Annotated in this window: 17 protein-coding genes; 8 read left to right on the plus strand and 9 right to left on the minus strand. The window is 68.6% G+C overall.

Going from position 1 to position 22,199, the window contains the following annotated elements; translation table 11 throughout:
• The first annotated feature begins 69 nt into the window (after positions 1-69).
• Complete coding sequence (locus tag HUA75_RS39315; protein WP_174489382.1) at positions 70-1,944, plus strand: EGF domain-containing protein; 1,875 nt, start codon at positions 70-72, stop codon at positions 1,942-1,944.
• A gap of 70 nt (positions 1,945-2,014) precedes the next feature.
• Here HUA75_RS39315 and HUA75_RS39320 read toward each other — a convergent pair whose 3' ends face one another.
• The 3 genes from HUA75_RS39320 to HUA75_RS39330 all read right to left on the minus strand — a co-directional run bounded on the left by HUA75_RS39320 (position 2,015) and on the right by HUA75_RS39330 (position 5,415).
• Complete coding sequence (locus HUA75_RS39320; protein ID WP_217446487.1) at positions 2,015-2,899, minus strand: hypothetical protein; 885 nt, start codon at positions 2,897-2,899, stop codon at positions 2,015-2,017.
• Positions 2,896-4,959, minus strand: coding sequence for an ATP-binding protein (locus HUA75_RS39325; RefSeq protein ID WP_246137564.1), 2,064 nt, complete (start codon positions 4,957-4,959; stop codon positions 2,896-2,898). Before HUA75_RS39325 ends, HUA75_RS39320 begins: the two co-directional genes overlap by 4 nt.
• 264 nt (positions 4,960-5,223) lie before the next feature.
• Entirely contained in the window at positions 5,224-5,415 is a 192-nt protein-coding gene (locus HUA75_RS39330; protein ID WP_174489383.1) for a hypothetical protein, read from the minus strand.
• 94 nt (positions 5,416-5,509) lie between these two features.
• On the opposite strand from HUA75_RS39330, the gene HUA75_RS39335 reads away from it, so the two are divergent.
• A complete protein-coding gene (locus tag HUA75_RS39335) occupies positions 5,510-7,126 on the plus strand; it encodes an NADP-dependent glyceraldehyde-3-phosphate dehydrogenase (RefSeq protein ID WP_174489384.1) in 1,617 nt (538 codons plus the stop codon).
• Between the two features lie 110 nt (positions 7,127-7,236).
• Complete coding sequence (locus HUA75_RS39340; RefSeq protein ID WP_174489385.1) at positions 7,237-7,824, plus strand: hypothetical protein; 588 nt, start codon at positions 7,237-7,239, stop codon at positions 7,822-7,824.
• Positions 7,825-7,875: 51 nt separating this feature from the next.
• Here the strand turns inward: HUA75_RS39340 and HUA75_RS39345 are convergent, their stop codons facing one another.
• A complete protein-coding gene (locus HUA75_RS39345) occupies positions 7,876-8,949 on the minus strand; it encodes a type IV pilus twitching motility protein PilT (RefSeq protein ID WP_141646455.1) in 1,074 nt (357 codons plus the stop codon).
• 118 nt (positions 8,950-9,067) lie between these two features.
• Positions 9,068-9,982 (minus strand): hypothetical protein, encoded by a 915-nt coding sequence (locus tag HUA75_RS39350; protein ID WP_174489386.1) that lies wholly within the window; start codon positions 9,980-9,982, stop codon positions 9,068-9,070.
• A 306-nt stretch (positions 9,983-10,288) separates the two neighbouring features.
• Between HUA75_RS39350 and HUA75_RS39355 the strand changes: the two genes are divergently transcribed.
• From HUA75_RS39355 to HUA75_RS39365, 3 genes are all read left to right on the plus strand, one after another.
• The gene (locus HUA75_RS39355; protein ID WP_174489387.1) at positions 10,289-11,692 is read left to right on the plus strand and encodes a hypothetical protein; all 1,404 of its coding nucleotides are present in this window, start codon (positions 10,289-10,291) and stop codon (positions 11,690-11,692) included.
• A 129-nt stretch (positions 11,693-11,821) separates the two neighbouring features.
• Complete coding sequence (gene glsA, locus HUA75_RS39360; RefSeq protein WP_174489388.1) at positions 11,822-12,808, plus strand: glutaminase A; 987 nt, start codon at positions 11,822-11,824, stop codon at positions 12,806-12,808.
• A gap of 138 nt (positions 12,809-12,946) precedes the next feature.
• Positions 12,947-14,515, plus strand: a complete 1,569-nt coding sequence (locus tag HUA75_RS39365) for a leucyl aminopeptidase (RefSeq protein WP_254628009.1) — start codon at positions 12,947-12,949, stop codon at positions 14,513-14,515.
• Positions 14,516-14,554: 39 nt separating this feature from the next.
• Here HUA75_RS39365 and HUA75_RS39370 read toward each other — a convergent pair whose 3' ends face one another.
• Together HUA75_RS39370 and HUA75_RS39375 are read right to left on the minus strand one after the other, a co-directional pair.
• A complete protein-coding gene (locus HUA75_RS39370; protein ID WP_174489389.1) occupies positions 14,555-15,235 on the minus strand; it encodes a lysoplasmalogenase in 681 nt (226 codons plus the stop codon).
• 51 nt (positions 15,236-15,286) lie between these two features.
• Positions 15,287-16,936: an alpha-amylase family protein gene (locus tag HUA75_RS39375; protein ID WP_174489390.1), complete on the minus strand. Its 1,650-nt coding sequence runs from the start codon at positions 16,934-16,936 to the stop codon at positions 15,287-15,289.
• A gap of 133 nt (positions 16,937-17,069) precedes the next feature.
• On the opposite strand from HUA75_RS39375, the gene HUA75_RS39380 reads away from it, so the two are divergent.
• Positions 17,070-18,032 (plus strand): TIGR03885 family FMN-dependent LLM class oxidoreductase, encoded by a 963-nt coding sequence (locus HUA75_RS39380; RefSeq protein WP_174489391.1) that lies wholly within the window; start codon positions 17,070-17,072, stop codon positions 18,030-18,032.
• Between the two features lie 61 nt (positions 18,033-18,093).
• On the opposite strand, the gene HUA75_RS39385 is transcribed toward HUA75_RS39380, so the two are convergent.
• Positions 18,094-18,528: a hypothetical protein gene (locus HUA75_RS39385; protein WP_141648631.1), complete on the minus strand. Its 435-nt coding sequence runs from the start codon at positions 18,526-18,528 to the stop codon at positions 18,094-18,096.
• A 303-nt stretch (positions 18,529-18,831) separates the two neighbouring features.
• Positions 18,832-21,270: a helicase-related protein gene (locus HUA75_RS39390; RefSeq protein ID WP_174489392.1), complete on the minus strand. Its 2,439-nt coding sequence runs from the start codon at positions 21,268-21,270 to the stop codon at positions 18,832-18,834.
• Positions 21,271-21,444: 174 nt separating this feature from the next.
• Between HUA75_RS39390 and HUA75_RS39395 the strand changes: the two genes are divergently transcribed.
• Positions 21,445-21,972 carry a DinB family protein gene (locus tag HUA75_RS39395; protein ID WP_174463332.1) on the plus strand — a complete coding sequence of 176 codons (528 nt, stop codon included), beginning with the start codon at positions 21,445-21,447 and terminating at the stop codon, positions 21,970-21,972.
• The last annotated feature ends 227 nt before the right edge of the window (positions 21,973-22,199 follow it).

Raw genomic sequence — 22,199 nt, forward strand, 5'->3', positions numbered from 1 at the left:
TCCGGCGGTTTCCCGAAGGACTGACTGACCTCGGGAGCTGTCGGTCTGTTGAGTGGAATGGAGCAAAACATGGAGTTCAATCGAAGGGCCACGCTGTGGCACACGCTGAGCACGGTGTTGATGTTCACCGTTCTCGGCGCCTGTGGTGTCAATTCAGAGGGGGATTCCCCCGCCAACGACGAGTCCGCGAAGCAGGAGGAAGAGGACTCGACGGACAAGGTGTCCGAGTTCGCGATAGACCCCTACGCGGACGCGGTGGCACCGGGCGGTGTCGTCGCCGTCCTCAACCCGAACAACGCAATAGGCGCGCCGAATGGGACGGTGGCGAGCTTCCTCGCGGCCCTGGGCGGCTCACTGAACCTGGACATGGGCGAAGGCGAGGAAGGCACTGGCCCGCTGCGCATCCACTACCGGGGCCTGACGGTGGCGGTGGTGGCGCAGGTGGAGTTCCTGCGGGCCGACATGACGGTCATCACCACCGGACAGGTGCGGCTCATCGAGCTGGGGCTCGGCACCTATACGGCGCTGGTCCCCTATACGAATGCCACGCCCTATCGCTTCGTGAAGCTGCGGGGCGGGCTGGCCGCCCTCTACCAGGTGGACGCGGTGGAGGCGACGGGACCGCTGTGCGGCGATGGCAGGGTGGTGACGGGCGAGGGCTGTGACGACGGCGCCCGCACGGGGGGCGACGGCTGTAGCGCCACCTGCCAGGTGGAGCCGGGGTACGCCTGTTCGGGCCAGCCCAGCGTCTGCACGGACGTCAATGAGTGCACCAACGGCACTTCTCAGTGCTCCACCAACGCCACCTGCACCAACACGCCGGGCAGCTACACCTGTACGTGCAAGGGTGGCTACACGGGCAACGGCAGGACGTGCAACGACATCAACGAGTGCACCAACGGCACCTCGCAGTGCTCCGCCAACGCCACCTGCACCAACACGCCAGGCAGCTACACCTGCGCGTGCAAGGGCGGGTACACGGGCAACGGCAGGACGTGCACGGACGTCAACGAGTGCACCAACGGCACTTCTCAGTGCTCCACCAACGCCACCTGCAGCAACACGCCGGGCAGCTACACCTGCGCATGCAAGGGCGGCTACACGGGCGATGGCAGGACGTGCACGGACGTCAACGAGTGCACCAACGGCACCTCGCAGTGCTCCGTCAACGCCACCTGCTCCAACACGCAAGGCAGCTACACCTGCGCGTGCAAGGGCGGCTACACGGGCAACGGCAGGACGTGCAACGACATCAACGAGTGCACCAACGGCACCTCGCAGTGCTCCGTCAACGCCACCTGCAGCAACACGCAGGGCAGCTACAACTGCACGTGCAAGGCGGGTTACTCGGGCAACGGGCGCACCTGCAATGACATCAACGAGTGCACGCTCGGGACGCACACCTGCACCCCGGGCCAGCGGTGCGTGAATCAGACCGGCGGCTTTGACTGCGTGCCCGGCAGCTGCCCGGCGCCGCAGGTCAAATGCTCGGGGCGGTGCGTGGACGCGAACACGGACGAGGCGAACTGCGGCTGCTGCGGCAACACCTGCGCCAGCGGGAGGACCTGCACGTCCGGAGTCTGCGGAACCAGCGTGACGCCGTTCCAGCTCACCGCGACGTGGGAGCAGGCGCTGGACACCCAGCTCATCATCCGGACGCCCTCCGGCGAGCTCGTCACCTACGAGGCTGGCATCACCGGCGAGCAGGCACGGGCGCCCGGCGGGGAGGAGGCCGCGCCTGCGCGAGGCATCTATGACGTCTGTCTGAAGACCACGAGCTTCGAGACGACGCATGGCGACGACAGCCCGCTGCCCTACACCCTCACGGTGAAGCGGCCGGGCCAGCCGAGCCGCATCCTGCGCGGCACCATCGTCGGTGCCGACGTGGAGGCCGCGTGCCATCCAGGCCACCCGTCCTTCGTCGAGTCCATCTCCTACCCTTGATGGCCTGAGCCGATGAGTCCCTGACGCGCGGGGAGCTGTCTTCCCCGCGCGCCACGGGCGCGGCGATGCGTCACTCGTAGCGCTTCCACGTGGTGCCGTCGAACGAGGCCACGTCGTCGCGGCCAATCGACCACAGCACGTCCTCCGCGGTCGCCAGCCCGTAGCACGTGGGTGTTCCCGCCTCGCCGAAGTCGACCTCGACGAGCCTGTCGCCCTCCAACGTGTACAGCGCGGACAGGGTGGCGACGTAGAGCTTGCCGCGGAACCAGCACAGGTCCCACAAGTCACTCGTCATTTCCTCCGCCCAGGGGACCGCGGCGAAGGCGCTTCCGCGCCCCTTGAGCAGCACGCCCTTCTGCCCCGCCACATAGACGGTGCCATCCGACGCGCAGCAGACGGCGCTGAGGATGACGCGCGTGGGGCTCTCGCAGGGCGACCAGCTCTTCCCGTCATAGCGCCACACCTCTCCGCCCCAGCCCGCGGCATAGAGGTCGGTCTCCGAGGTGCCGTCCATGGCCTCGAAGCCCGCCTTCTTCGTGGCCTCCGCGGCAGGCGCGTTCATCGCCACCCACTTCGCCTCGCCGATGCGCTTGTAGACCTGTCGCTTCATCCCACAGGCGTAGACCCACCCCGCGATTTCGCGCGCGTTGCGAATCATCACCGGCGCGGGCTTCAGCGCCTCGTTCTTGCTCTTCCCACCGACGTAGGTGACGACCTCTCCATCCTCCCCCACCACGACCATCTTCTCGGAGGGCTGTCGCGCCACCGCGATGGCCGTCGAGTTCCAGGTCGTGTCCACGCCGTCGGCCCAGTCCCCACCGTCGACGCTCACCACGCTGGTATGCGCAATCTCGTCCCTGAGCAGCGTCTTGCCCTTGCTGATGATGTAGACAAGGTCATGAAACCGTGCGGCGCCTCGGCCGAGTTCTCGTGTCGCGATGATGGGGTTTTTCATGGGGTACCTGACGGATGAATACCCCACCTCTCCGGGCGAAGCCCAGGTTCGACCGGGCGAGGCAGCCACACCCTGAAGCGGGTGCCCTCCTCGGCGGAGTCCACGTCGATGCGCCCACCGTGCCCCAGGACAATCTGCCGGGAGATGTAGAGCCCCAGGCCGATGCTGCCTTTATTCGTGCGTGCCTCGGGGCCTCGCCGGTACGGCTCGAAGAGGGTGGGCAACAGGTCCGGAGGAATGGGAGCGCCCGCGTTGTGGACCTCCAGGCACACGCCTTCCTCTTCCTGCCGGAGCACCACCCGCACGAGCGAGCCCGGCTCGCTGTGCTGGAGCGCGTTGCCCACCAGGTTGGTCACCACCTGCGCCAGCCGGTCCTCGTCCGCGTCCAGCCGCCCGTCTCCGTGCAGCTCCACGTGGACATGCCGCTGGGGATGCGCGAGCAACAGCTCATCCACGGCCTGCCGTATCAGTCCATGCAGGTCCATGGGACGCGGCCGGATGGGAATGCGCTCGCCCACGCGCGCCTGGGTGAAGTCCAGCAGGTCGCGAATCATGCGCGTGGCCCGCTGCGTCGCATCGCGAATGCGTCCGATTCCCTTCACCCCTTCCTCGGACAGCCCGGCGCGCCGGAGCAGCGCGGTGGCCGTCAGGTGGATGGCGTTGAGGGGATTGCGCAGGTCGTGGCTCACGATGGCCACCACGTCCTCGCGGACCCGCACCGCCTCGCGCGCCTCCCGGTACAGCCGCGCGTTCTCGATGGCCACCGCCGCGCGGTCGGCCGCGCCTCGCGCCAATTCCACCAGCGCCTCCATCTCCGCGGGCGCATGCGGACGCGTCCACACCAGGTGGATGAGCCCCAGGGCGCGCCCGCGAGACACCAGCGGCACCAGCGCGGAGGACCGGGGCGACAGGGCCTCCAGCAGCGCGCGGTGCGCCGCGTTGGTGGACACGGACTCCAACCAGTCCGGCGTCACCTGGGGCACGGCGAGGGCCTCGGCTCGCGCCAGCGCCCGGCTCAGCGGCGTGTCCACGTCCACGCGGGGAGCGTAGGGCATGATGCGGCGGATGAGCTCCTGGCGCGAAGGCTCCCTCGCGGCGGCCTCCAGCCGGACGAGCTTCCCTTCCCCATCCAGCAGGTCCACCGTGCAGTAGTCGGACAGGTGCGCCACCACCAGGCCCGCGAGGCTCCGGAGGGTCGCCTCCAGCTCCAGCGAGCCTGACAGCACCCTCCCCGCCTCCAGCAGGAAGTCCCGGGCCGCGTTCGTGCGGCGGATGTCGGTGATGTCCGTGGAGATGCCGCAGACGAAGGGCCCGTCCGGTCGCGCCCCGCCGGGCAGTGGGAACTTCATGGCGAACCAGGTGCGCACGCCCTTCACACCGGGGATGTACTCGTCCGCCATCAGGGGCGCGTGCGTGTCGCGCACCCGCGCGTCGTGCTCACGGTTGCTGTGCGCCACATCGAAGGGGAACAGGCCGTAGTCCGTCCTCCCGAGGATGCGCGAGCGCGGTATCCCCAGCGCCTCCTCGAAGCTCCGGTTGACGAGGACGAAGCGCCCCTGTGCGTCCTTCGCGAAGATGACGGGCGGGGCGTGGTCGATGATGGCCTGGAGCCAGGCGCCGTCATCATGCATGTGGGAGTTCGCCGAGTGACGGCTCACCGCGTCCGCGGTCGCCTCCGCCAGCACCGCCTCCACGATTCGCAGCTCACGAAGGGACGCTCTCGCCCCGACCTCCTCGAGCAGCTCCAGCAGGCAGTCGTGGAACAGGCCGTACTCTCGCGCCAGCAGGCCCACGTCCGCGTCCGGGCGTTCCTGCCAGCGCTCCGCCTGCCCGACGCGCAGGGCATGGAGCATGGCGGGAGACGGAGGAACGCGCGCTTCCCAGAGCGCCCGGGTGAGGGCTTCCAGGAGCACCGGGAGCAGCTCCACCAGCCTGCTTTCGGCGAGGCCCCGGGGACCGCGCTCCCGCTCCACCCGGCGTACGTAGCGAGCCCTCAGCTCACTCTCCCAACCGGCCAGCAAGTCCCCCACCCGAGCGGCGGAGGCATCCCCCTCGTGCATCACGCGCGGCTCCTTCCTGAAACGACTGCGCGGCGCGTCCTCACGGACACCCTCGCGCGCCCTCCCTCACGAACCCCATCGCCCCCGTGTCCCTTCCAGGGGGAAGCGGGACTCGCTCCAGATCTACGCATGGGAGCCCCGGGGGCTCATGCGGTCAGCCGACCGTGAAGCCCCCAGGCCAGGCAATCCGCCAGCCCCCGGTCGCCTGCCCCCACCTTCCGGAGGTCGTCGCCTCGCTCGATTCCCCAAGGCACGCGCCCGTGCTCAGCCCTCGCTCCGGATGAAGTGCGCCACCCAGGCCTCCAGCCCCCGGAGCCGGCCGCCCATGAGGTACGGGCAGCACGACAGCCCGGTGCGCCGCTCCACGGGCCCCGCGTCGGAGAAGTAGGGCTTCAAACCACTGCTCTGCGACGTCCGGAACTTCAACTCCTTCGGCGGCTCGTTCCACTGCGCCACACTGGATGTCCGGCGGCGAGGGGGCCTCCAGACCTCCTTCTAGGGACGCTGGAAGGAGTGCCAGTCCGCGAGGGGTCCGTTAAAAAGGGCCCCCATGACGGCACTGGCTGACCTCTTTCCGACCGACGAGCAGATTCCCCCGGGTGTGCGGCTCCCCGCCTATCTCGAGCAGCGCGAGTACCTGGTCGGCGGCGAGCTCCGGACGTGGGCGGGAGACCTCAGCCCCGTGCGCAGCCCCGTCTACGTGCAGACGCCCGAGGGCCTGAAGCAGAAGGTGATGGGCGCCACGCCGCTGCTCACCTCTCGCGAGTCGCTGGAGGCGCTCGCTGCGGCCGTGAAGGCGTATGACCTGGGCCGGGGGGTCTGGCCGACGATGAAGGTCGCCGAGCGCATCGAAGCCGTCGAGCGCTTCGTGGTGGCGATGCGTGCCCAGCGCACGGCGGTGGTGAATCTCCTGATGTGGGAGATTGGCAAGACGCAGCCGGACTCCGAGAAGGAGTTCGACCGCACCATCGACCTCATCGTGGAGACCATCCGCGCGCTGAAGGAGCTGGACCGCACCTCGTCCCGCTTCGTGCAGGAGCAGGGAATCATGGCGCAGATTCGCCGGGCCCCCATGGGCGTGGCGCTGTGCATGGGGCCCTACAACTACCCGCTCAACGAGACGTTCAGCACGCTCTTCCCCGCCCTGCTGATGGGCAACACGGTGGTGTTCAAGCCGGCGAAGTTCGGCGTGCTGCTCATCCGCCCCTTGCTGGAGTCGTTCCGCGACTGCTTCCCGCCGGGCGTCATCAACATCATCTACGGCAAGGGCCGCGAGACGGTGGGCGCGCTGATGGAGAGTGGCCAGGTGGACCTCTTCGCCTTCATCGGCACCAACCGGGGCGCCAGCGAGCTGAAGAAGATGCACCCCCGGCCCCACCGTCTGAAGTCCGTGCTGGGGCTGGACGCGAAGAACCCGGCCATCATCCTGGAGGACGCGAACCTGGATGAGGCGGTGAAGGAGTGCATCACCGGGACGTTGTCCTTCAACGGCCAGCGGTGCACGGCGCTCAAGCTGCTCGTGGTGCACCGGAGCATCGTCGATGCCTTCCTGAAGAAGTTCACCGCCGCGGTGGACCAGCTCAAGCCCGGCATGCCGTGGGAGCCGGGCGTCTCCGTCACGCCCCTGCCCGAGCCGGGCAAGGCGGACTACCTCCAGGGCCTCGTGGACGACGCGGTGTCCAAGGGTGCGCGCGTGGTGAACGCGACGGGAGGCCAGGCGGCCCATTCCTTCTACGCGCCGACGGTGGTGTACCCGGTGACGCAGGACATGCGACTGGCGAGCGAGGAGCAGTTCGGCCCCGTCGTCCCGGTGATGGTGTTCGACGAGGACGAGGAGGTGGTGCGGCTGGTGGTGAACTCCCAGTTCGGCCAGCAGCTGAGCCTGTTCGGAAAGGACTCGGCGCGCATCGGCCGCTTCATCGACGCGTTCTCCAACCAGGTCGGCCGCATCAACCTCAACTGCCAGTGCCAGCGAGGCCCCGACACCTTCCCCTTCAACGGGAGGAAGGACTCGGCCGAGGGCACGCTGTCCGTCGCGGATGCGTTGCGCGTGTTCTCCATCCGCACGCTCGTCGCCACGAAGACGACGCCCGCCAACACCACGCTCGTCCAATCCATCCTGACCCGGCGGGAGTCGGACTTCCTCACCACGGACTTCCTCTTCTGACGAGCCACCCACGGCGAGAAGGGGCCCGTCGATTTTCCGCAACAGCGGGCTCCGGCCTGTCTCCTCCTGTCGGGGGTTGGTTCCCCACCGACTTGATGCAGGAGGACCCGATGAAGAAGATGCTGCGTGCCCTGTCACTGTCCCTCTCGCTGTCCCTCCTCGCCACGGCATGTGGCGACTCCCATGAAAAGGAAGAGGAGGGGGGCGCGCTCCAGTGCCATGCCGTGAGCTGGTGCTCGAACATGAGCGTGGACGACACCGAGGTGACGAACGCGCCGGCGCTCACCGGAGGAACCCTTCCGGACGGCCTCTATCGCCTCGAGCAGGGCCTCGGTGCTCGGTCCACCGAAGCCATGCTCATCAAGGGAAGCTCCTTCATCCACCTGGAGCAGGTCTGGGACAACACGCTGGGGACCTGGAAGGTAGCGGACGGAAAGCTGGTGATGACGAGGGCCACCTCCTGCGACGCCTCGGGCGAGAGCTCGCTGGAGTCCAACCAGGACATCTTCACCTTCGCGGTCCGTGGGGATGAGCTCTTCACCCGGTATGACGATGTCGACCAGTCCGTCAGGCGCTGGAAGCGCGTGAGCGACCTGTGCGAGGCGTCCAACTCGTTCAAGTGCCGTGGGAGTCGTCCGTGCTCCTGTATCAGCGCGACGAACGAGTCCCTGACGGGCAACCAGAACTGCACCCTCTGACCCTCTCGAGCGGAAACGGACGGCTCGGACGGGACGGGCCGCGCCCAGGGCTCAATCGAACTCGAGCGCGCGCTGGAAGTCAGCCGGGTTGGAGGCGGCGCCCTGGGCGGTCTCGAGGGTGATGAGCCCCTCGCGGTAGAGCTGTGTCAGGTGCTGGTCGAAGGACTGCATGCCGAACATGTCGCGGCCCTTCTCGATGACGTCCTTCAGCTCGTTGGCGCGGTCATCCCGGATGTACTGCTCCACCGTCTTCGTCTGCACCATGATTTCCAGCGCCACCGTGCGCCCCTTGCCGCTGGCCCGGGGCAGGAGCCGCTGGGACACCGTCGCCTTCAGACAGTCCGCCAGCCGCATGCGCACCATCGTCTGCTCCTCGGCGGGGAACACGGACACCAATCGGTTGATGGTGCGCGAGGCATCCGTCGTGTGCACCGTGGAGAGCACCAGGTGGCCCGTCTCCGCCGCCTTGAGCGCGATGTCGATGGTCTCCGTGTCCCGCATCTCCCCCACCAGGATGACATCCGGGTCCTGGCGCAGCGCCCCTCTCAGCGCCACCGCGAAGCTCGTCGTGTCCGAGCCAATCTCGCGCTGGGAGATGGACGACTTGATGTTCTTGTAGATGAACTCGATGGGGTCCTCGATGGTGAGGACGTGCAGGTTCTCCGTGCGATTGATGTGGTCAATCATGGATGCCAGCGTGGAACTCTTCCCGGAGCCCGTCGCGCCCGTCACCAACACCAACCCTCGCTCGTTGCTCGCAATCGTCTTGAGCACCTGCGGCAGGCCCAGCCCGTCGATGGTAGGGATTTCATCCGGGATGATGCGCAGGATGCACGCCAGCGAGCCCCGCTGACGGTAGATGTTCACCCGGAAGCGCGCGACCCCCGGCAGGCTGTAGGACGCGTCGCACTCCTGAAGCGTGTCCAATTGCTTCTTGATGGAGGGGTCCGTGATGACGTGGAACGCCACCTGCTTGGTGTGGTCCGCCTGAAGCTTGTCCATCTTCAGGGGGCGCAATGCGCCGTTCACCCGGTAGATGGGCGGGTCACCCGGGCGGAAGTGGATGTCCGATGCGCCATTCTGCACACCCACCGAGAGCAGCTTGTTCAGCGTTGCCAGGTCCAGGAGACAGCCTCACTTCAACGAGGAGAACCCGGGATTCTAGGGCAACGCCTCTCACCTGCCCACGGAGTGGGTAATGACCTCGCGGCCCCTGGGTTGGGAGAACCCCGGCCCCCACGTGTCACTCGGCGGCGAGGACCTCGGCGGGAATGGGCGCGAGCGGCACCATGACAAACCGCTGCGCGGTGTTGCCTGTCATCAGGCCCTTGGAGAGCGTGGACATCTGACCGGCGATGCGCCTCCAGCGGCCTTCCTCGACGAGGAACTCGCCCCGCGCCACATAGGACATCTCCATCATCCCAGGCATCGACTTCGACGGGTCGGGGTGCTCGAACTTGCCGTCGTGCCGCTCCGCGAGCGTGAAGTCGATGACGGCCACCGTGCGCCCCTCCGCCTCGCGCTCCAGCGCCACCAGCTCCACGCGGTTGAGGACTTCATGCTCGCCCTGCCACCGGCCGCCCATCTTCAGGAGGTCCGCGCTGTGGGTCCACACCTCCCCCACGGAGACCGGCTTTGTGGGCAGCTCCACCATGAACGCCAGCAGGTTGCGCTGCTCTCGCTTGAGGTCGCTGGTCACCAACCCCGAGGGCATCAGACTCCCACGCAACTGCACCGTGCCCTCCATGGACTTCATCGCCTTCGCCATCGCCTGGTCCTGCTTCGACGGGCGCCTGGCCTTGGGCATGTCCATCCGCGTCACCACCACCTTGGCGGCCACGTCGCCCGAGGGCTTTGGCGTGAGCACCAGCACCATCTCTGACTGCGTGGGCTGCTGAATCGTGAAGAGCTGCCGACGCTTGCCCGCGGAGACGCCCTGCAGCTTGAGGCTGGAGAGGTCCACGCGCATCCGGCCGCCCTGGGGGTCCGTGTCCTCCGTCGTGTACGCGTAGCCCAACGACTCCGGCGGCACCTTCCACCGGAGCGTCACCGGAGCGGAGCTCGCCGCCCCCGTCGCGGCGGGAGGCGCCGCGCCCAGCAGGAGGGCGGACGACAACGAGAGCAGCAGCACGACGGGAAGCGCGGGGCGGCGGGGCATGGCCACATCATCAAGGGCCCACCCCGCCGCGCGAAAGCCCCACCGCGCTGAACCCATGCACCCGCACGGTGTCTTGAATCGAGCACCCCTCCCCTCCCCCTGGCTGGCGCGGGGTGCTTCCCACGGGCACCCTGGCGCGCCTGGCTGCGTGATGCACCAACGCACCAGCGTCCGCACACGACGCGGGTGGATGCGGGCCCGGTGGGGCTCGTTCCTCTTTCCGGGAGGTTGCAGCCACTCCTGGCCAGGGGCCCTCGCCTTGCACGGGCAGCGTCGCAGTCGTCCCCTCTTACCCCTGGGTCGTCCATGAGCGTCTCTCACACTTTCCTGCGTCGGCTGACGGTGGGCGGTGTCCTCGCCGGAGCCGTCATCGTCGCCTGTGCCACCACTTCGCCCTCATCCTCTCCGGTGGGCTCGACGGACACTCCGTCCGCCCAGGCACTCCCGCCGGGGTGCAACCCGGACCCCACCTGTCCCGGCTCCACGTGCGCCACGGCCATCACCCCCGCGCAGTCGGTGGTGCCAGTGGACGCGTGCCCTCGCTTCGGCGAGTTCCAGTCCGACGTGGACGTCTACTCGTGGAACACCTTCATCGCGCTCAACTGGCCGGCGACGACGTCCGCGTGCGCGCCCAACACCCAGGTCAGCATCCTCACGGGACAGGGGCCGACCGTCTGGGAGACCTACCCGGAGGACACCGACATCTTCGTGCCACCCGGGAGCAAGCCCGGCGCCTGGTGCACGTTCAACACGCCGGCGGCCCTGGAGACGAAGCTGCGGCGGCTGACGAAGCTGACCGAGGCCGGCCGACTCGAGGCCGTCAACGCGAACGTGGACAAGCTGCTCGTGAGTGACTCCAAGGCGTCCGCCATCGTCATCGAGAGGTTCCCCGACATCAAGCAGGCCGTCGGCGGACCCCTGACGGACCAGAACGGCCGGTTCGTGCGCTACGAGAAGCGACTGAACCAGGACGAGTACAACTACCTCATCACCAACAACCTCTGGAACGCGGCGGGTCAGACGAGCGCCACCATCTCCTTCCCCACCGGTCCCACCCAGAACCCCGGGCCCTGCAATGGCAAACCCTGCGGTCCAGTGGGCGCCATGGAGGTCAAGGCGGCGTGGAAGGTGTTGTCCGCGCAGGAGGTCGCCGGAAAGCGCTTCTACATGCGCAAGGCGTGGGTCCTCAACGACGAGTCGGGCGCCCCGAGTCCCGGAGCCAACCCCGTCACCGTGGGACTGGTGGGACTGCACATCATCCACAAGACGGCCAGCCAGGCGAAGTGGTTCTGGTCCACCTTCGAGCAGGTGGACAACACGACGTCGTCCTTCTTCAACCCGCACTGCACGACGAACTGCCAGCCCAACCAGCAGACGGCGACCCAGCCGTACACGGAGCTCGCTCCGGACGGCGGGCCGCTCAACGCGCCGGTGCAGGTGACTCGCACCACGCCCATCCAGGCCGACCCCAGCCTGAATGCGTATTACCGGGGGCTGCTCAAGGGTTCCGTCTGGGCCAACTACCAGCTCATCAGCACCCAGTGGGCCACGGGTGGAGCGCCCCAGGGAACGCCGCCAGTGCTCGCCAACACGACGATGGAGACCTTCATCCAGCCGACCGCGTCCTGCATGGGCTGCCACTCCAACGCCCCCAAGGCGAGCGGCAGTGGGACGGCGGACTTCAGCTTCCTGATGCTCGAGGCGCAGTAGGCCTGCCCGCGGCATTGACAACCACCCCTCGCGACCGAACCCTTCCAGCGAAGCCAACGCCAGGGGACCGATGACCGACGAGGCGAGCAACGCCTCGCCTCTCCACTCCGAGCAGGAGGGCCGCCACGCATGGACACGGCAGACGAGGCGGCCTTCATCTCCACCGGACACCTCCCCTCTTCGGAGCGAGTCGGGGAGCTGGTCATCGAGGCGCACCGACGCCATCGAGAGAACACGGAGGGAGCGTGCTCCCAGGTCTACCCCGCGCTGGCGAGGGTGGACCCCCGCCTCTTCGGCGTGTGCGTCGCCGGCATCAACGGCAGCAGCCACGGAGCGGGCGACGTGGACCACCCGTTCACCCTCATGAGTGTGTCCAAGCCGTTCGTCTTCGCCCTCGTCTGCCAGGCGCTGGGCCCGGAGGTGGCGCGGCGCAAGCTGGGGGTCAATGCCACCGGCCTGCCGTTCAACTCGGCCATGGCGATAGACCAGAGCCCGGACGGGCGCACCAACCCCATGGTGAACTCAGGAGCGCTCGCGACGACGAGCCTGGTGCCGGGCACCAGCCCCGAGGCCCGGTGGCGGTTCATCCACGAGGGGTTGTCACGCTTCGCCGGCAGGCCCCTCGTGCTCGACGAGGAGGTGTATGTCTCCGCGACGAAGACACACCACCGCAACCAGGGGCTCGCCTGGCTGCTGCATGGCCTGGGCCGCCTGGAGACAGAGCCCTCCCTCACGACGGAGCTCTACACGCGTCAGTGCTCGCTCGCGGTGACCGCCAGGGACCTCGCGGTGATGGGGGCCACGCTCGCGGACGGAGGCGTCAACCCGGTGACCCGGGCCCGGGTGGTCGACGCGGAGGTCTGCCACCACGCGCTCGCGGTGATGGCCACGGCGGGGATGTATGAGACCTCGGGAGACTGGCTCTATGACGTGGGCACTCCCGGCAAGAGTGGCATTGGCGGCGGAATCGTCACCGTCGCGCCGGGCAAGGGTGGGTTGGGCACGTTCGCCCCACGGCTCGACGCCGCGGGCAACAGCGTCCAGGGGCAGCTCGCCGCGCGCTTCCTGTCACAGCGGCTCGGCTTGAGCCTGTTCAGGTCGAGCCCCGACGCCTGAGGCAGGCCGCTCTCTGGCGGCCAGTCGACGAGGGGCTTGTCTTCGACAGCGGGCATGACCGCGCCGGATATCGCGTGACTACATTTTCGCGAGTTCGACAGTCAGCGCCGCGCTGGCACAGCGCCCGAGGACAGAGCCATGACGATGACGTTTCCAACGTACCATGCGGAAGCAGTGTCTGACTTCCATCCCGCGCCTTCCGTGGATGAGCTCGAGGCCACCACGCTCCAGGTCTCACGGGCCCTGCCCAAAGAGGCGGGCGTCCTGGGCATCCCTGTCGGAGTCGATGGGGAGGTCCCCCGTGAGCTGGGGCTCAACCGGGCCCAGCTCAAGGCGGCTGGCTTTACGGGCAAGGTCGGCCAGTCCCTCGTCATTCCACGCGCGGAGGGTTCGGCGCTCGTCGTCGTCGGCATCGGAGAAAAGGCAGACAGTGACCTCGCGTCCCTGCGCGATGCCGCGGCGACCTTCGCACGGGCGGCGGGCCATTACGTCCACCTCGGCTTCACGCTGCCGGACCTCGGCGGCATCGCGCCCGACGTCGCCGCGCAGGCGGTCGTCGAGGGAGTCCTCCTGGCGCGCTATCGCTATCGCCCGCTCAAGCGCACGTCCCAGCAGGAGCCGCCCCTGGAGGCCCTTACGCTGCTGACGTCGTCGCTGCCCCTCGAAGAGGTGAAGCGCGGCGTCGAGCGTGGCCGAATCACGGCCCGGGCCACCGAGCTGGCCCGAGACCTCGCCAACGCGCCGGCCACGCTCCTCACCGCGCGCCGCGTGGAGGAGATTGCCCGCGTGGTGGCGGCCGCGTCGGGGCTGGACATCGAGGTCTTCGACGAGAAGGCCCTCGCGAAGATGGGCTGCGGCGGCATGCTCGGGGTGAATGCCGGGAGCGCGGAGCCTCCGCGCCTCATCAAGCTCTCGTACCGGCCGAAAGACGAGCGAGGCAAGGCCCTCGAGCCCCTCGGCCGCGTGTCGTTGATTGGCAAGGGCATCATGTATGACTCGGGCGGACTCGGCCTGAAGCCCAACGATCTGGTCCACGCCGCGATGAAGACAGACATGTCCGGCGCGGCGGCCATCCTTGCCGCCATGTCCACCTTGTCCGCGCTCGGCGTCAAGGCCTCCGTCACCGGGTATCTCATGTGCACGGACAACATGCCGGGAGGCAAGGCAATGCGGCTCGGCGACGTCCTGACGGCCCGGGGCGGGAAGACCATCGAGGTCCTGAACACCGACGCCGAGGGCCGGCTGGTGATGATGGACGGCCTGGTCCTCGCGACGGAGGAGAAGCCGGCCCCCGATGCCATCCTCGACATCGCCACGCTCACCGGAGCCTGTGAGCGGGCCCTGGGCAACGACAACGCCGGGGTCATGGGCAACCATCAGGGCATCGTCGACCAGGTGCGCGCGGCGGCCGAGAAGTCCGACGAGACGGTGTGGCAGTTCCCGCTCGACAAGCGCCTGCGGGGCGAGCTCGATTCAGAGGTCGCGGACCTCAAGAACATCGGCGGGGTGAACGCGGGTCAAATCACCGCGGGCCTGTTCCTGGAGGAGTTCGTCGACGGCATTCCCTGGGCGCACATCGACATGGCGGGGACGTCGCGAATCGACAGCGACAAGGCGTGGCGCTCCAAGGGGGCAACGGGCTACGGCGCGCGGCTGCTCATCGAGTTCCTGCGCTCGTTCAGCGCGCCCAAGGAAACCCGCCACTGACAGGTGCGGCAAGGGGCGCCCGCCACCGCGCGGGCCCCCTCAAGCCAGGGAGTGCCCGGCGCTCGCGGGGTGGGCGCGCGGCCCGCGAGCGGAGACGGCGATGCTGAGCTGCGCGGCCCAGTACAGCAACATGATGGCGTAACCAGCGCCGGGCACGGGCTGCACGAAGAGCCTGATGGCGAGCAGTCCGTCACTGACGGCGAACAGCAGCGCTCCGGCGAACGCGGCCCGCTGCTCCAGGCGTGACAGGCCGGGCGTGCCCAGCATCGCCGCCGCGCGCCAAGTCATCGTGCAGATGACGGCGACATAGACTGTCACGGGGAGCGCCATGTCCCCCAGGCCGGGCCACAGGAACACGCTGGCGCTCACGGCCAGGAGCAGGAAGGGCAGCGCCCTCACCCACTGGAGCCCGCGCGTCACGGTGAGGTACGCGGCGGTGTAGCTCACGTGGGCCAACAGGAAGGCGCCCAGGCCGGGCAGGAAGAACTCCGGCCCCAGGTCCAGCAACACGTCGCCGAGCAGCGACAGCCCCAGGCCCGCGAAGACCCAGCGGGCATAACGCTCCCGAGGGGGCCACTGCCACAGGAGCAGGCAGAGCATGGGCACCGCCTTCGTCATCAGCCGGACCTCGGGGCGCCCCGTGTCCATCGCGAGGAGGAAGCCCACCGCGCCCACGACTCCGACTCCCGCGAGAATCCTCGACCCACCACCCGTCAGCATGGGTGGCAGCCTAGCGCGGCGCCGTCCCAGGCAGGTACGCGCCGCGAGCGCTCAAGCCGTGGCGGCGGGCATGGCGCGGGGCTCCATCCGGAACCACCGGTAGCCGTACCCCTCCAGCGTCACCCGATGCCGCCCTGCCTTGCCCGGCGCGGAGTGCGCCTCCGACAGGAGATGCACCAGCCGCGCCGGAGGCCCACCGGGCGAGAAGCCCACCTCGCACGCCTTGCCAGACAGGTTGTGCAGCATCACCAGCGTCTCGCCCTTCCAGTCGTAGCGCAGCGCGAGGACGTGCGGAGGCCTCACACGCAGGAGCTTCCACGCGCCCCAGCCCAACTCCGGGCACTCCTTGCGCATGCGCACCATGCGCTCCATCCAGTTGAGCAGCGAGGACGGGTCCCTGCGCTGTTGCTCGACATTCACCTGGGGGAAACCAAAGGGCGCCCTGGCCACCACCGGGCGGAAGGGCTCCGGCGCCCGGGTGAAGCCCCCATGGGGCTCGTTGGACCACTGCATGGGCGTTCGCACGCTCTGCCGCTCGTGCAGGGACAGGTCCTCGCCCATGCCCAGCTCGTCTCCGTACCAGAGCACCGGAGTGCCCGGCAGCGAGAGCATCAGGCTGAACGACAGCTCCAGCCGGCGACGGTCCGCCGCGAGCATGGGGGCAAGCCGCCTGCGCAGTCCCCGCCCATACAACTGCATCCTCGGCTCCGGGCCCAGCTCCGCGAAGACGCGCTTGCGCGCCGCCGCTGGCAGCCGCCCCAGGTCCAGCTCGTCGTGGTTGCGCAGGAAGTTCGCCCACTGCGCCAGGTGGGGCAGCCGGGGCGCGGAGCGCAGCGCCTCCACCAGCGGCGTCGCGTCCTCCGTCACCAGCGAGAGGAAGAAGTTCTGGTTGGCGGCGAAGTTGAAGACCATCTGCATCCGGTCTCCCTCCTTGCCGTAGAAGTTCATCACCTCGTCCATGGTGACATTGGCTTCCGCCAGGAGAATGGCATCCCCGCTGCGCCACGAGAGGAACTCCCTCATCCGGCTGAGCAGCGCGTACGGGTCCTTGTTCCCGTGGTCCTTCGTCCCCTTGAGCTCCACGAGGAAGGGAACCGCGTCCACGCGGAAGCCGGACACGCCCAGCTCCAGCCAGAAGCCCATCACCTTGAGCAGCTCCTCGCGCACGGCGGGGTTGGCGACGTTGAGCTCCGGCTGGAAGGGAAAGAAGCGGTGGAAGTACCAGCGCTTCACCGCGGGGACCTGCGTCCAGGTGGTGCTCTGCGAGCCGGGGAAGACCATGCCCTCATGCGCGTCGCGGGGCTTCTTGTCGGACCACACGTAGAAGTCATGGAAGCGGCTGTCGCGGCCCTTGCACGCGTCCAGGAACCACGGGTGCCTGTCGCTGGTGTGGTTGACGACCAGGTCGATGATGACGCGCATCCCGCGCTGCTTCGCCTGGTGCGTGAACTCCACGAAGTCACCGGGGGTCCCCAGCCGGGGGTCCACGCCATAGTGGTCGGTGATGTCGTAGCCGTTGTCGCGGTTGGGCGTCGGGTGGAAGGGCATCAACCACAGACAGGTGACACCCAGGCCGGCCAGATAGTCCAGGCGACGCTGGAGGCCGATGAAGTCGCCCACGCCGTCGCCGTTTCCGTCCATGAACGTCTCGACGTCCAGGCAGTAGATGACCGCGTTCTTGTACCAGAGGTCCTGAATCATCCGTCTCCCTGCGTGCAGGGTGGGGATGCCGAGGCAGAGGCGCCGCCACGACGTGACACATGCGTGCGACAGCGCACACTTGGTCATCAGGTGGACTCGCGAAACCAAGAAGGCGACACCAACGTGCGCGCGCATGCTCACGCTCGGCTACCACGCCTCCCACGAGCAGATTCCTCCCAGCGAACTGCTTCGACTGGTACAGCGCGCGAACGCGGCGGGCTTCACGGCGGCGCTCAACTCCGACCACTTCCACCCATGGAGCGAGGCACAAGGACACAGCGGCTTCGCCTGGAGCTGGATGGGCGCGGCCCTGGCCACCACGAAGCTGACGAGCCTGGGCGTGGTGAACGCACCGGGACAGCGCTACCACCCCGCCATCATCGCGCAGGCACTGGGGACGCTCACGGAGATGTTCCCAGGACGCGCCTGGGCGGCGCTGGGCAGCGGGCAGCTCGTCAACGAAGGCGTGACGGGGGAGCCCTGGCCGCCGAAGGATGTGCGCAACGCCCGGCTGCGCGAGTGCGTGGACGTGATGCGCGCCCTCTTCCGGGGAGAGACGGTGACGCACCGAGGACTCGTCCGGGTGGAGGAGGCGAAGCTCTACTCACGCCCGGCCCAGGCGCCCCTGCTGGTGGGCGCGGCCATCACTCCCCAGACGGCGGAGTGGGTGGGGAGCTGGGCGGATGGCCTCATCACCGTGAGCAAGCCTCCCGAGGAGCTGCGGAAGATGGTGGAGGCCTTTCATCGCGGAGGCGGCGAGGGCAAGCCCATGTTCCTCAAGGTGCAGCTGTCGTGGGCCGAGGACGAGCAGGCCGCGCTCCAGGGCGCCATGGAGCAGTGGGCTCCGAACATCTTCGCCAGCTCCGTGCTCACGGACCTGCGCCGCCCCTCCCAGTTCGAGGAGCTTGCGCGCACGGTGCAGCCCAGGGATTTGGAGGGCCACGTGCGAGTGGCCTCCAGCCTCCAGCGCCACGTGGACTGGCTCTCCCAGGACGTGGCGCTCGGGTTCAGTCACCTCTACCTGCACAACGTCAATCGCTGGCAGGAGCCGTTCATCGACGCCTTCGCCGCGCGGGTGCTGCCAGCGCTGCGCTGAGCCCCTCACGTCAGGCGCATGCCGCCCCGGCACGGGCTTGGACCCGTGCCGGGGCGAGCCGTCACAGGACCTTGGCGAAGGTGATGGTGCCCGCGCCACTGGTGAATGTCACGCCTTGCGCGGTGAGACAGTTGTCGAGGTCCGTCGTGAGGAGGGCCACGGTGATGACAATGGTCGCGCCGCTGAACTTCCCACTGCTCAGCGTCCCCGTATAGACGACGACCGCGCCCCCGGGGCGTACGTCGATGGTGGCGGTGACGGACGCGTTGCTCGTGGAGTTGTCATTCCAGTTGATGACCGCATCGAAGGTTGAATCTCCCGTCACACAGCTCAAGGTGCCGCCGCCAGTGGCGGTGAAGGTACCGGAGGGCAAGGTCAGCGGCACACCGACGCAGGGCCCGAAGCTTCCCATCGCCGTCGCGGAGATGGCCTGGGCTTCGAGCTTGATGCCTGGATTGTACGTCGCCGCGATGGTGCCAGGGCACTCCAGGGCCACGAGCTGCGCGCTCGCTGGACTGGCGAAGAGGACGACTCCGAATGTGAGAACAAGGAAGCAAGGGATTGACTGCGCACGACGACTGATCTGGCTGGACATGGGACTCCCTCGCTCGCGGGTGAACTTGTCTGACTTATGCGAGCGATATGCATTTGCGGGAAGTGATTGCGATGATTCAACCCATCCCCCAAGCGCCACCCGCACGACTCAACACGGGCATCGTACCTTCGTCCGAGGACAGGTCCCGCAATCCCAGCTCAATTCAATCCAACAGCCTCAATGAACAGCACCCGTCGCCAGCCCTCACTCCGGCTTGGGTCCGCCCGGGGCTCCCCGCGCACCCGTGCCGCTCTCCCGGGAGGAGGGATGCAAGCCCGCAGCCTGTTTCACTGCGGGGGAGTTCTGGCTCCCTCGACGGCGACGGCGGCGGCGCTTCATCGCGGCGCTCCCCGACGGCCCCCCCAATTCCCGGAGCACCACCGCGCGCGCGCCGGCCTCCAGCCTCAGCTCCTGCATGAGCGTCTGCGCCTGCCGCGCGCCGGACGGATGACGCAGCGCCTCGGCGAGCCGCTCGACGACATCGATTCGCAACGCCACGGAGCCCAGCACCTCGTACCCGAAGGCTCGCGCCTCCCTCGCGCCGAACACAGACGCCTCGAGCGAAACTTCACTCGGCACCCCCTTGGGTGCGGGCTTCTGGAGAAACAGCGCCGTCAGCATGCAGCGCCGCTCCATCGCCGGAGGCGACAGGGCGTTGGCCACGTAGAAATAGCGTCGCCCCTCGCGAACGCCCAGCGTCCTCAAGCGCTCTCGCGACTCCCCGTCCATCAGCCCCCACTGCTCCCGGGCCTCGCCCTGGGTAATCACTCCCACCCCTTCCGCCAGGCGGTAGGAGAGTCCCCGCGTCACCGCGGAGCGCCCCGCGCCAGTGAGGGACTCGGCGGGAAAACCTCCCATCGCCTCGGTGACCAGGTCCCTCGCCAGGGCGTTCAGCCGCCGCTCGAGCCGCCGCCGCGCGCCCCCCGTCCAGACCTCCGGCTCCGCCAGGGCCAACTGCGGCGAGCGCCGGTCCGTGCCGCGCACCAGTCGCGCCAGCGGCTGCCCCTCGAACGAGATGCTTCCCAACGCATCCACCTCGAAGGCCTCATGCGTCGCATCAACGACGCGCTGGACGAACTGCTCCTCCGTCAGCGCCGGGCCGTCCGCCCCCGCCACCTCGCCCAGGAGGAGCCCCAGCTTGGCGAAGGGACTGTCGGAGCCGCTCCCGGCGACAGGCGCCGTGGCCCTCACGAAGCGCCGTGCGCTCCTGCGCGCGGCCCGCTGCACGAAGCGCTCGACGAGTCGCTCATGCAGGGCATCCCCCAGCGCATCCTCGATGTGGCGCGTGCGCTCCTGCCACTGCTCGGCGTCATGCAACCATGACGAGCGATGACTGATGTACGTCCAGATGCGGATGGCGGCGAGCCGGTCCATCAACGTGTGGAGGTCCCCCGAGACGTCGTCGAGCGGTGACACCTGCTTGCCGAGCCACGTCGCGTCCAACGTCCCATCGCCCTCGGCGAGTTGGAGGAACGTCTCCCGCAGCAGCCCGACGTGCTGGCCGAAGAGGCCCTTGCGGAAGTCGGGAATCTGGCAGACCTGCCACAAGAGCTCGACGCCCGCGCGGTCCGTCACCACGTCCCGGACGGCGGGGACCTGGGAGAGGTCCTTCAGCGCATCGAAGTCATCCGCGCGCTCCACCCGGATGAAGGCGTTGTGGCGGGGTGCCCGGGTCAACGAGTCCAGCAGCGCCTCCGGGCTCGCGAAGTCCAGCTCGGCGTTGCGCCAGATGAGGCTGCGCACGGCGGGGAACTGGTGTGACTCGATGGAGGAGACCACCCGGGGGGACAGCTCGGACAGCGTGTTCAGGGTGCCAAAGCTGCCGTCGTTGAGGTGACGGCCCGCGCGGCCGGCGATCTGCGCCAGCTCATCCGAGAAGAGGTCTCGCTGCTCGGCGCCGTCGTACTTGGACAGCGCCGCGAAGGCCACGTGGTTGAGGTCCAGGTTCAACCCCATGCCGATGGCATCCGTGGCCACGAGGTACTGAACCTCGCCGGACTGATACATCGCCACCTGGGCATTGCGCGTCCGGGGCGACAGCGCCCCCAGCACCACGGCGACCCCGCCGCGCAGGCGCCGAAGCGACTCGGCCAGCTCGTACACCCGGTCCGCGGAGAACGCGACCACGGCCGAGCGCGGAGGCAGGCTCTTCAGGGAGCGCCGCCCGGAGTAGCGCAACTGGGACAGGCGCGTGGCGCGCTTCACCGAGGCGTGGGGGATGAGCGACTGGAGCATCGGCCGCATCGTGTCCGCGCCCAGGAACCAGGTCTCCTTGCGCCCTCGCGCATGCAGCAGACGGTCCGTGAAGACGTGCCCGCGCTCACGGTGGGCGGCGAGCTGGATTTCGTCCACCGCGAGGAAGTCGACCGTGCGGTCCAGAGGCATCGCCTCGACGGTGCAAATCCAGTAGTCGGGGCGCGGAGGCAGCCGCTTCTCCTCCCCTGTCATCAGGGCCACCCGCCCCTCGCCCACCCGGGCGGTCACCCGGTCGTAGACCTCGCGGGCGAGCAGGCGAAGTGGCAACCCCATCATCCCCGTGTCGTGCTCGAGCATGCGCTCGATGGCCCGGTGGGTCTTTCCAGTGTTCGTCGGCCCCAGCTCCGCCACGACGATGGCCGAGCGGCTGGATGGACTGGAGTTCATTGGCGGCAGTCTAACCGCGGGAGGGGCCCTGCGCCGCAGGCCGCGCGGGCTTCGCGGGCATGGCTGGGCGCTCGGCTCCACGAGCAGGGGCACGTGACGTCCCGGAACGTGGGTGACTTGACGCGCGCCACGCGCCATGGACGGCGCCTGGGGGCGCCCTCTAGCGTGGGGTCCATGACCCATCCCGTCAGAGACACCCTCCTCGGGCAGCTCGACATCGCCTGGGCGCTCACCCAGTACCATCTCGAGGGATTGACCACGGAGGAGTGCCTGCGCCGCCCGGGCCGGGTGGGCCTTCACGTTCAACAAGGCGCGGACGGACACTGGCGCGCGGACTGGCCCGAACACGAGGGCTATGACTTGGGGCCCGCGAGCGTCGCCTGGTTGACGTGGCATCTGGGCTTCTGGTGGTCGATGGTGCTCAACCACTCGTTCGCGGATGCGACCCTGACCAAAGAGGCCGTGTACTGGCCCGGCACCGCCGACGGCGTGCGCGAGTGGGTCCATCGACTGCACGGAGAATGGCGGGCCCACATCGAACGACTCGGCGATGAAGACCTGCGCTCGACGGAGCGCACGCGCTGGCCGCTGCAGGGCAAGCCCTTCGGAGACATCGTGGCCTGGGCCTCGCTCGAATTGATGAAGAACGCGGCGGAACTCGGCTATGCACGATTCGTCCTGGCGGTCTCCAAGGCGCCCTAGCCAGGCCACCGTCTGTCATTGCTGCCTTCCTCCTGGCGGGCCGCTCGCGCGTCCCGGCCCTCTGCTCGGCGAGGACCGGGGCGCTGGGGGCCGCGCCATGCTCAGCTCCGGACGGTGGCGTGCTCGGTGGCCCAGTTGAGGGCGAGGTCCGCGACGGCCTCCCAGCCCGGCTGCGCCACGGTGTAGTGCGAGCGGCCCTTGAGCTCCACGTACTCCGTCACCGCCTT

Origin of the sequence: Myxococcus sp. CA040A (genome assembly GCF_013336725.1) — a bacterium.
Taxonomy (GTDB): Bacteria; Myxococcota; Myxococcia; order Myxococcales; family Myxococcaceae; genus Myxococcus; species Myxococcus llanfairpwllgwyngyllgogerychwyrndrobwllllantysiliogogogochensis.

Excerpts from the sequence above, each read along its gene's own strand:
- HUA75_RS39315 (WP_174489382.1), top strand. The coding sequence starts at position 70 with ATGGAGTTCAATCGAAGGGCCACGCTGTGGCACACGCTGAGCACGGTG.
- HUA75_RS39320 (WP_217446487.1), bottom strand. The coding sequence starts at position 2,899 with ATGAAAAACCCCATCATCGCGACACGAGAACTCGGCCGAGGCGCCGCA.
- HUA75_RS39325 (WP_246137564.1), bottom strand. The coding sequence starts at position 4,959 with ATGCACGAGGGGGATGCCTCCGCCGCTCGGGTGGGGGACTTGCTGGCC.
- HUA75_RS39335 (WP_174489384.1), top strand. The coding sequence starts at position 5,510 with ATGACGGCACTGGCTGACCTCTTTCCGACCGACGAGCAGATTCCCCCG.
- HUA75_RS39340 (WP_174489385.1), top strand. The coding sequence starts at position 7,237 with ATGAAGAAGATGCTGCGTGCCCTGTCACTGTCCCTCTCGCTGTCCCTC.
- HUA75_RS39350 (WP_174489386.1), bottom strand. The coding sequence starts at position 9,982 with ATGCCCCGCCGCCCCGCGCTTCCCGTCGTGCTGCTGCTCTCGTTGTCG.
- HUA75_RS39355 (WP_174489387.1), top strand. The coding sequence starts at position 10,289 with ATGAGCGTCTCTCACACTTTCCTGCGTCGGCTGACGGTGGGCGGTGTC.
- glsA (WP_174489388.1), top strand. The coding sequence starts at position 11,822 with ATGGACACGGCAGACGAGGCGGCCTTCATCTCCACCGGACACCTCCCC.
- HUA75_RS39365 (WP_254628009.1), top strand. The coding sequence starts at position 12,947 with ATGACGATGACGTTTCCAACGTACCATGCGGAAGCAGTGTCTGACTTC.
- HUA75_RS39370 (WP_174489389.1), bottom strand. The coding sequence starts at position 15,235 with ATGCTGACGGGTGGTGGGTCGAGGATTCTCGCGGGAGTCGGAGTCGTG.
- HUA75_RS39375 (WP_174489390.1), bottom strand. The coding sequence starts at position 16,936 with ATGATTCAGGACCTCTGGTACAAGAACGCGGTCATCTACTGCCTGGAC.
- HUA75_RS39380 (WP_174489391.1), top strand. The coding sequence starts at position 17,070 with ATGCTCACGCTCGGCTACCACGCCTCCCACGAGCAGATTCCTCCCAGC.
- HUA75_RS39390 (WP_174489392.1), bottom strand. The coding sequence starts at position 21,270 with ATGAACTCCAGTCCATCCAGCCGCTCGGCCATCGTCGTGGCGGAGCTG.
- HUA75_RS39395 (WP_174463332.1), top strand. The coding sequence starts at position 21,445 with ATGACCCATCCCGTCAGAGACACCCTCCTCGGGCAGCTCGACATCGCC.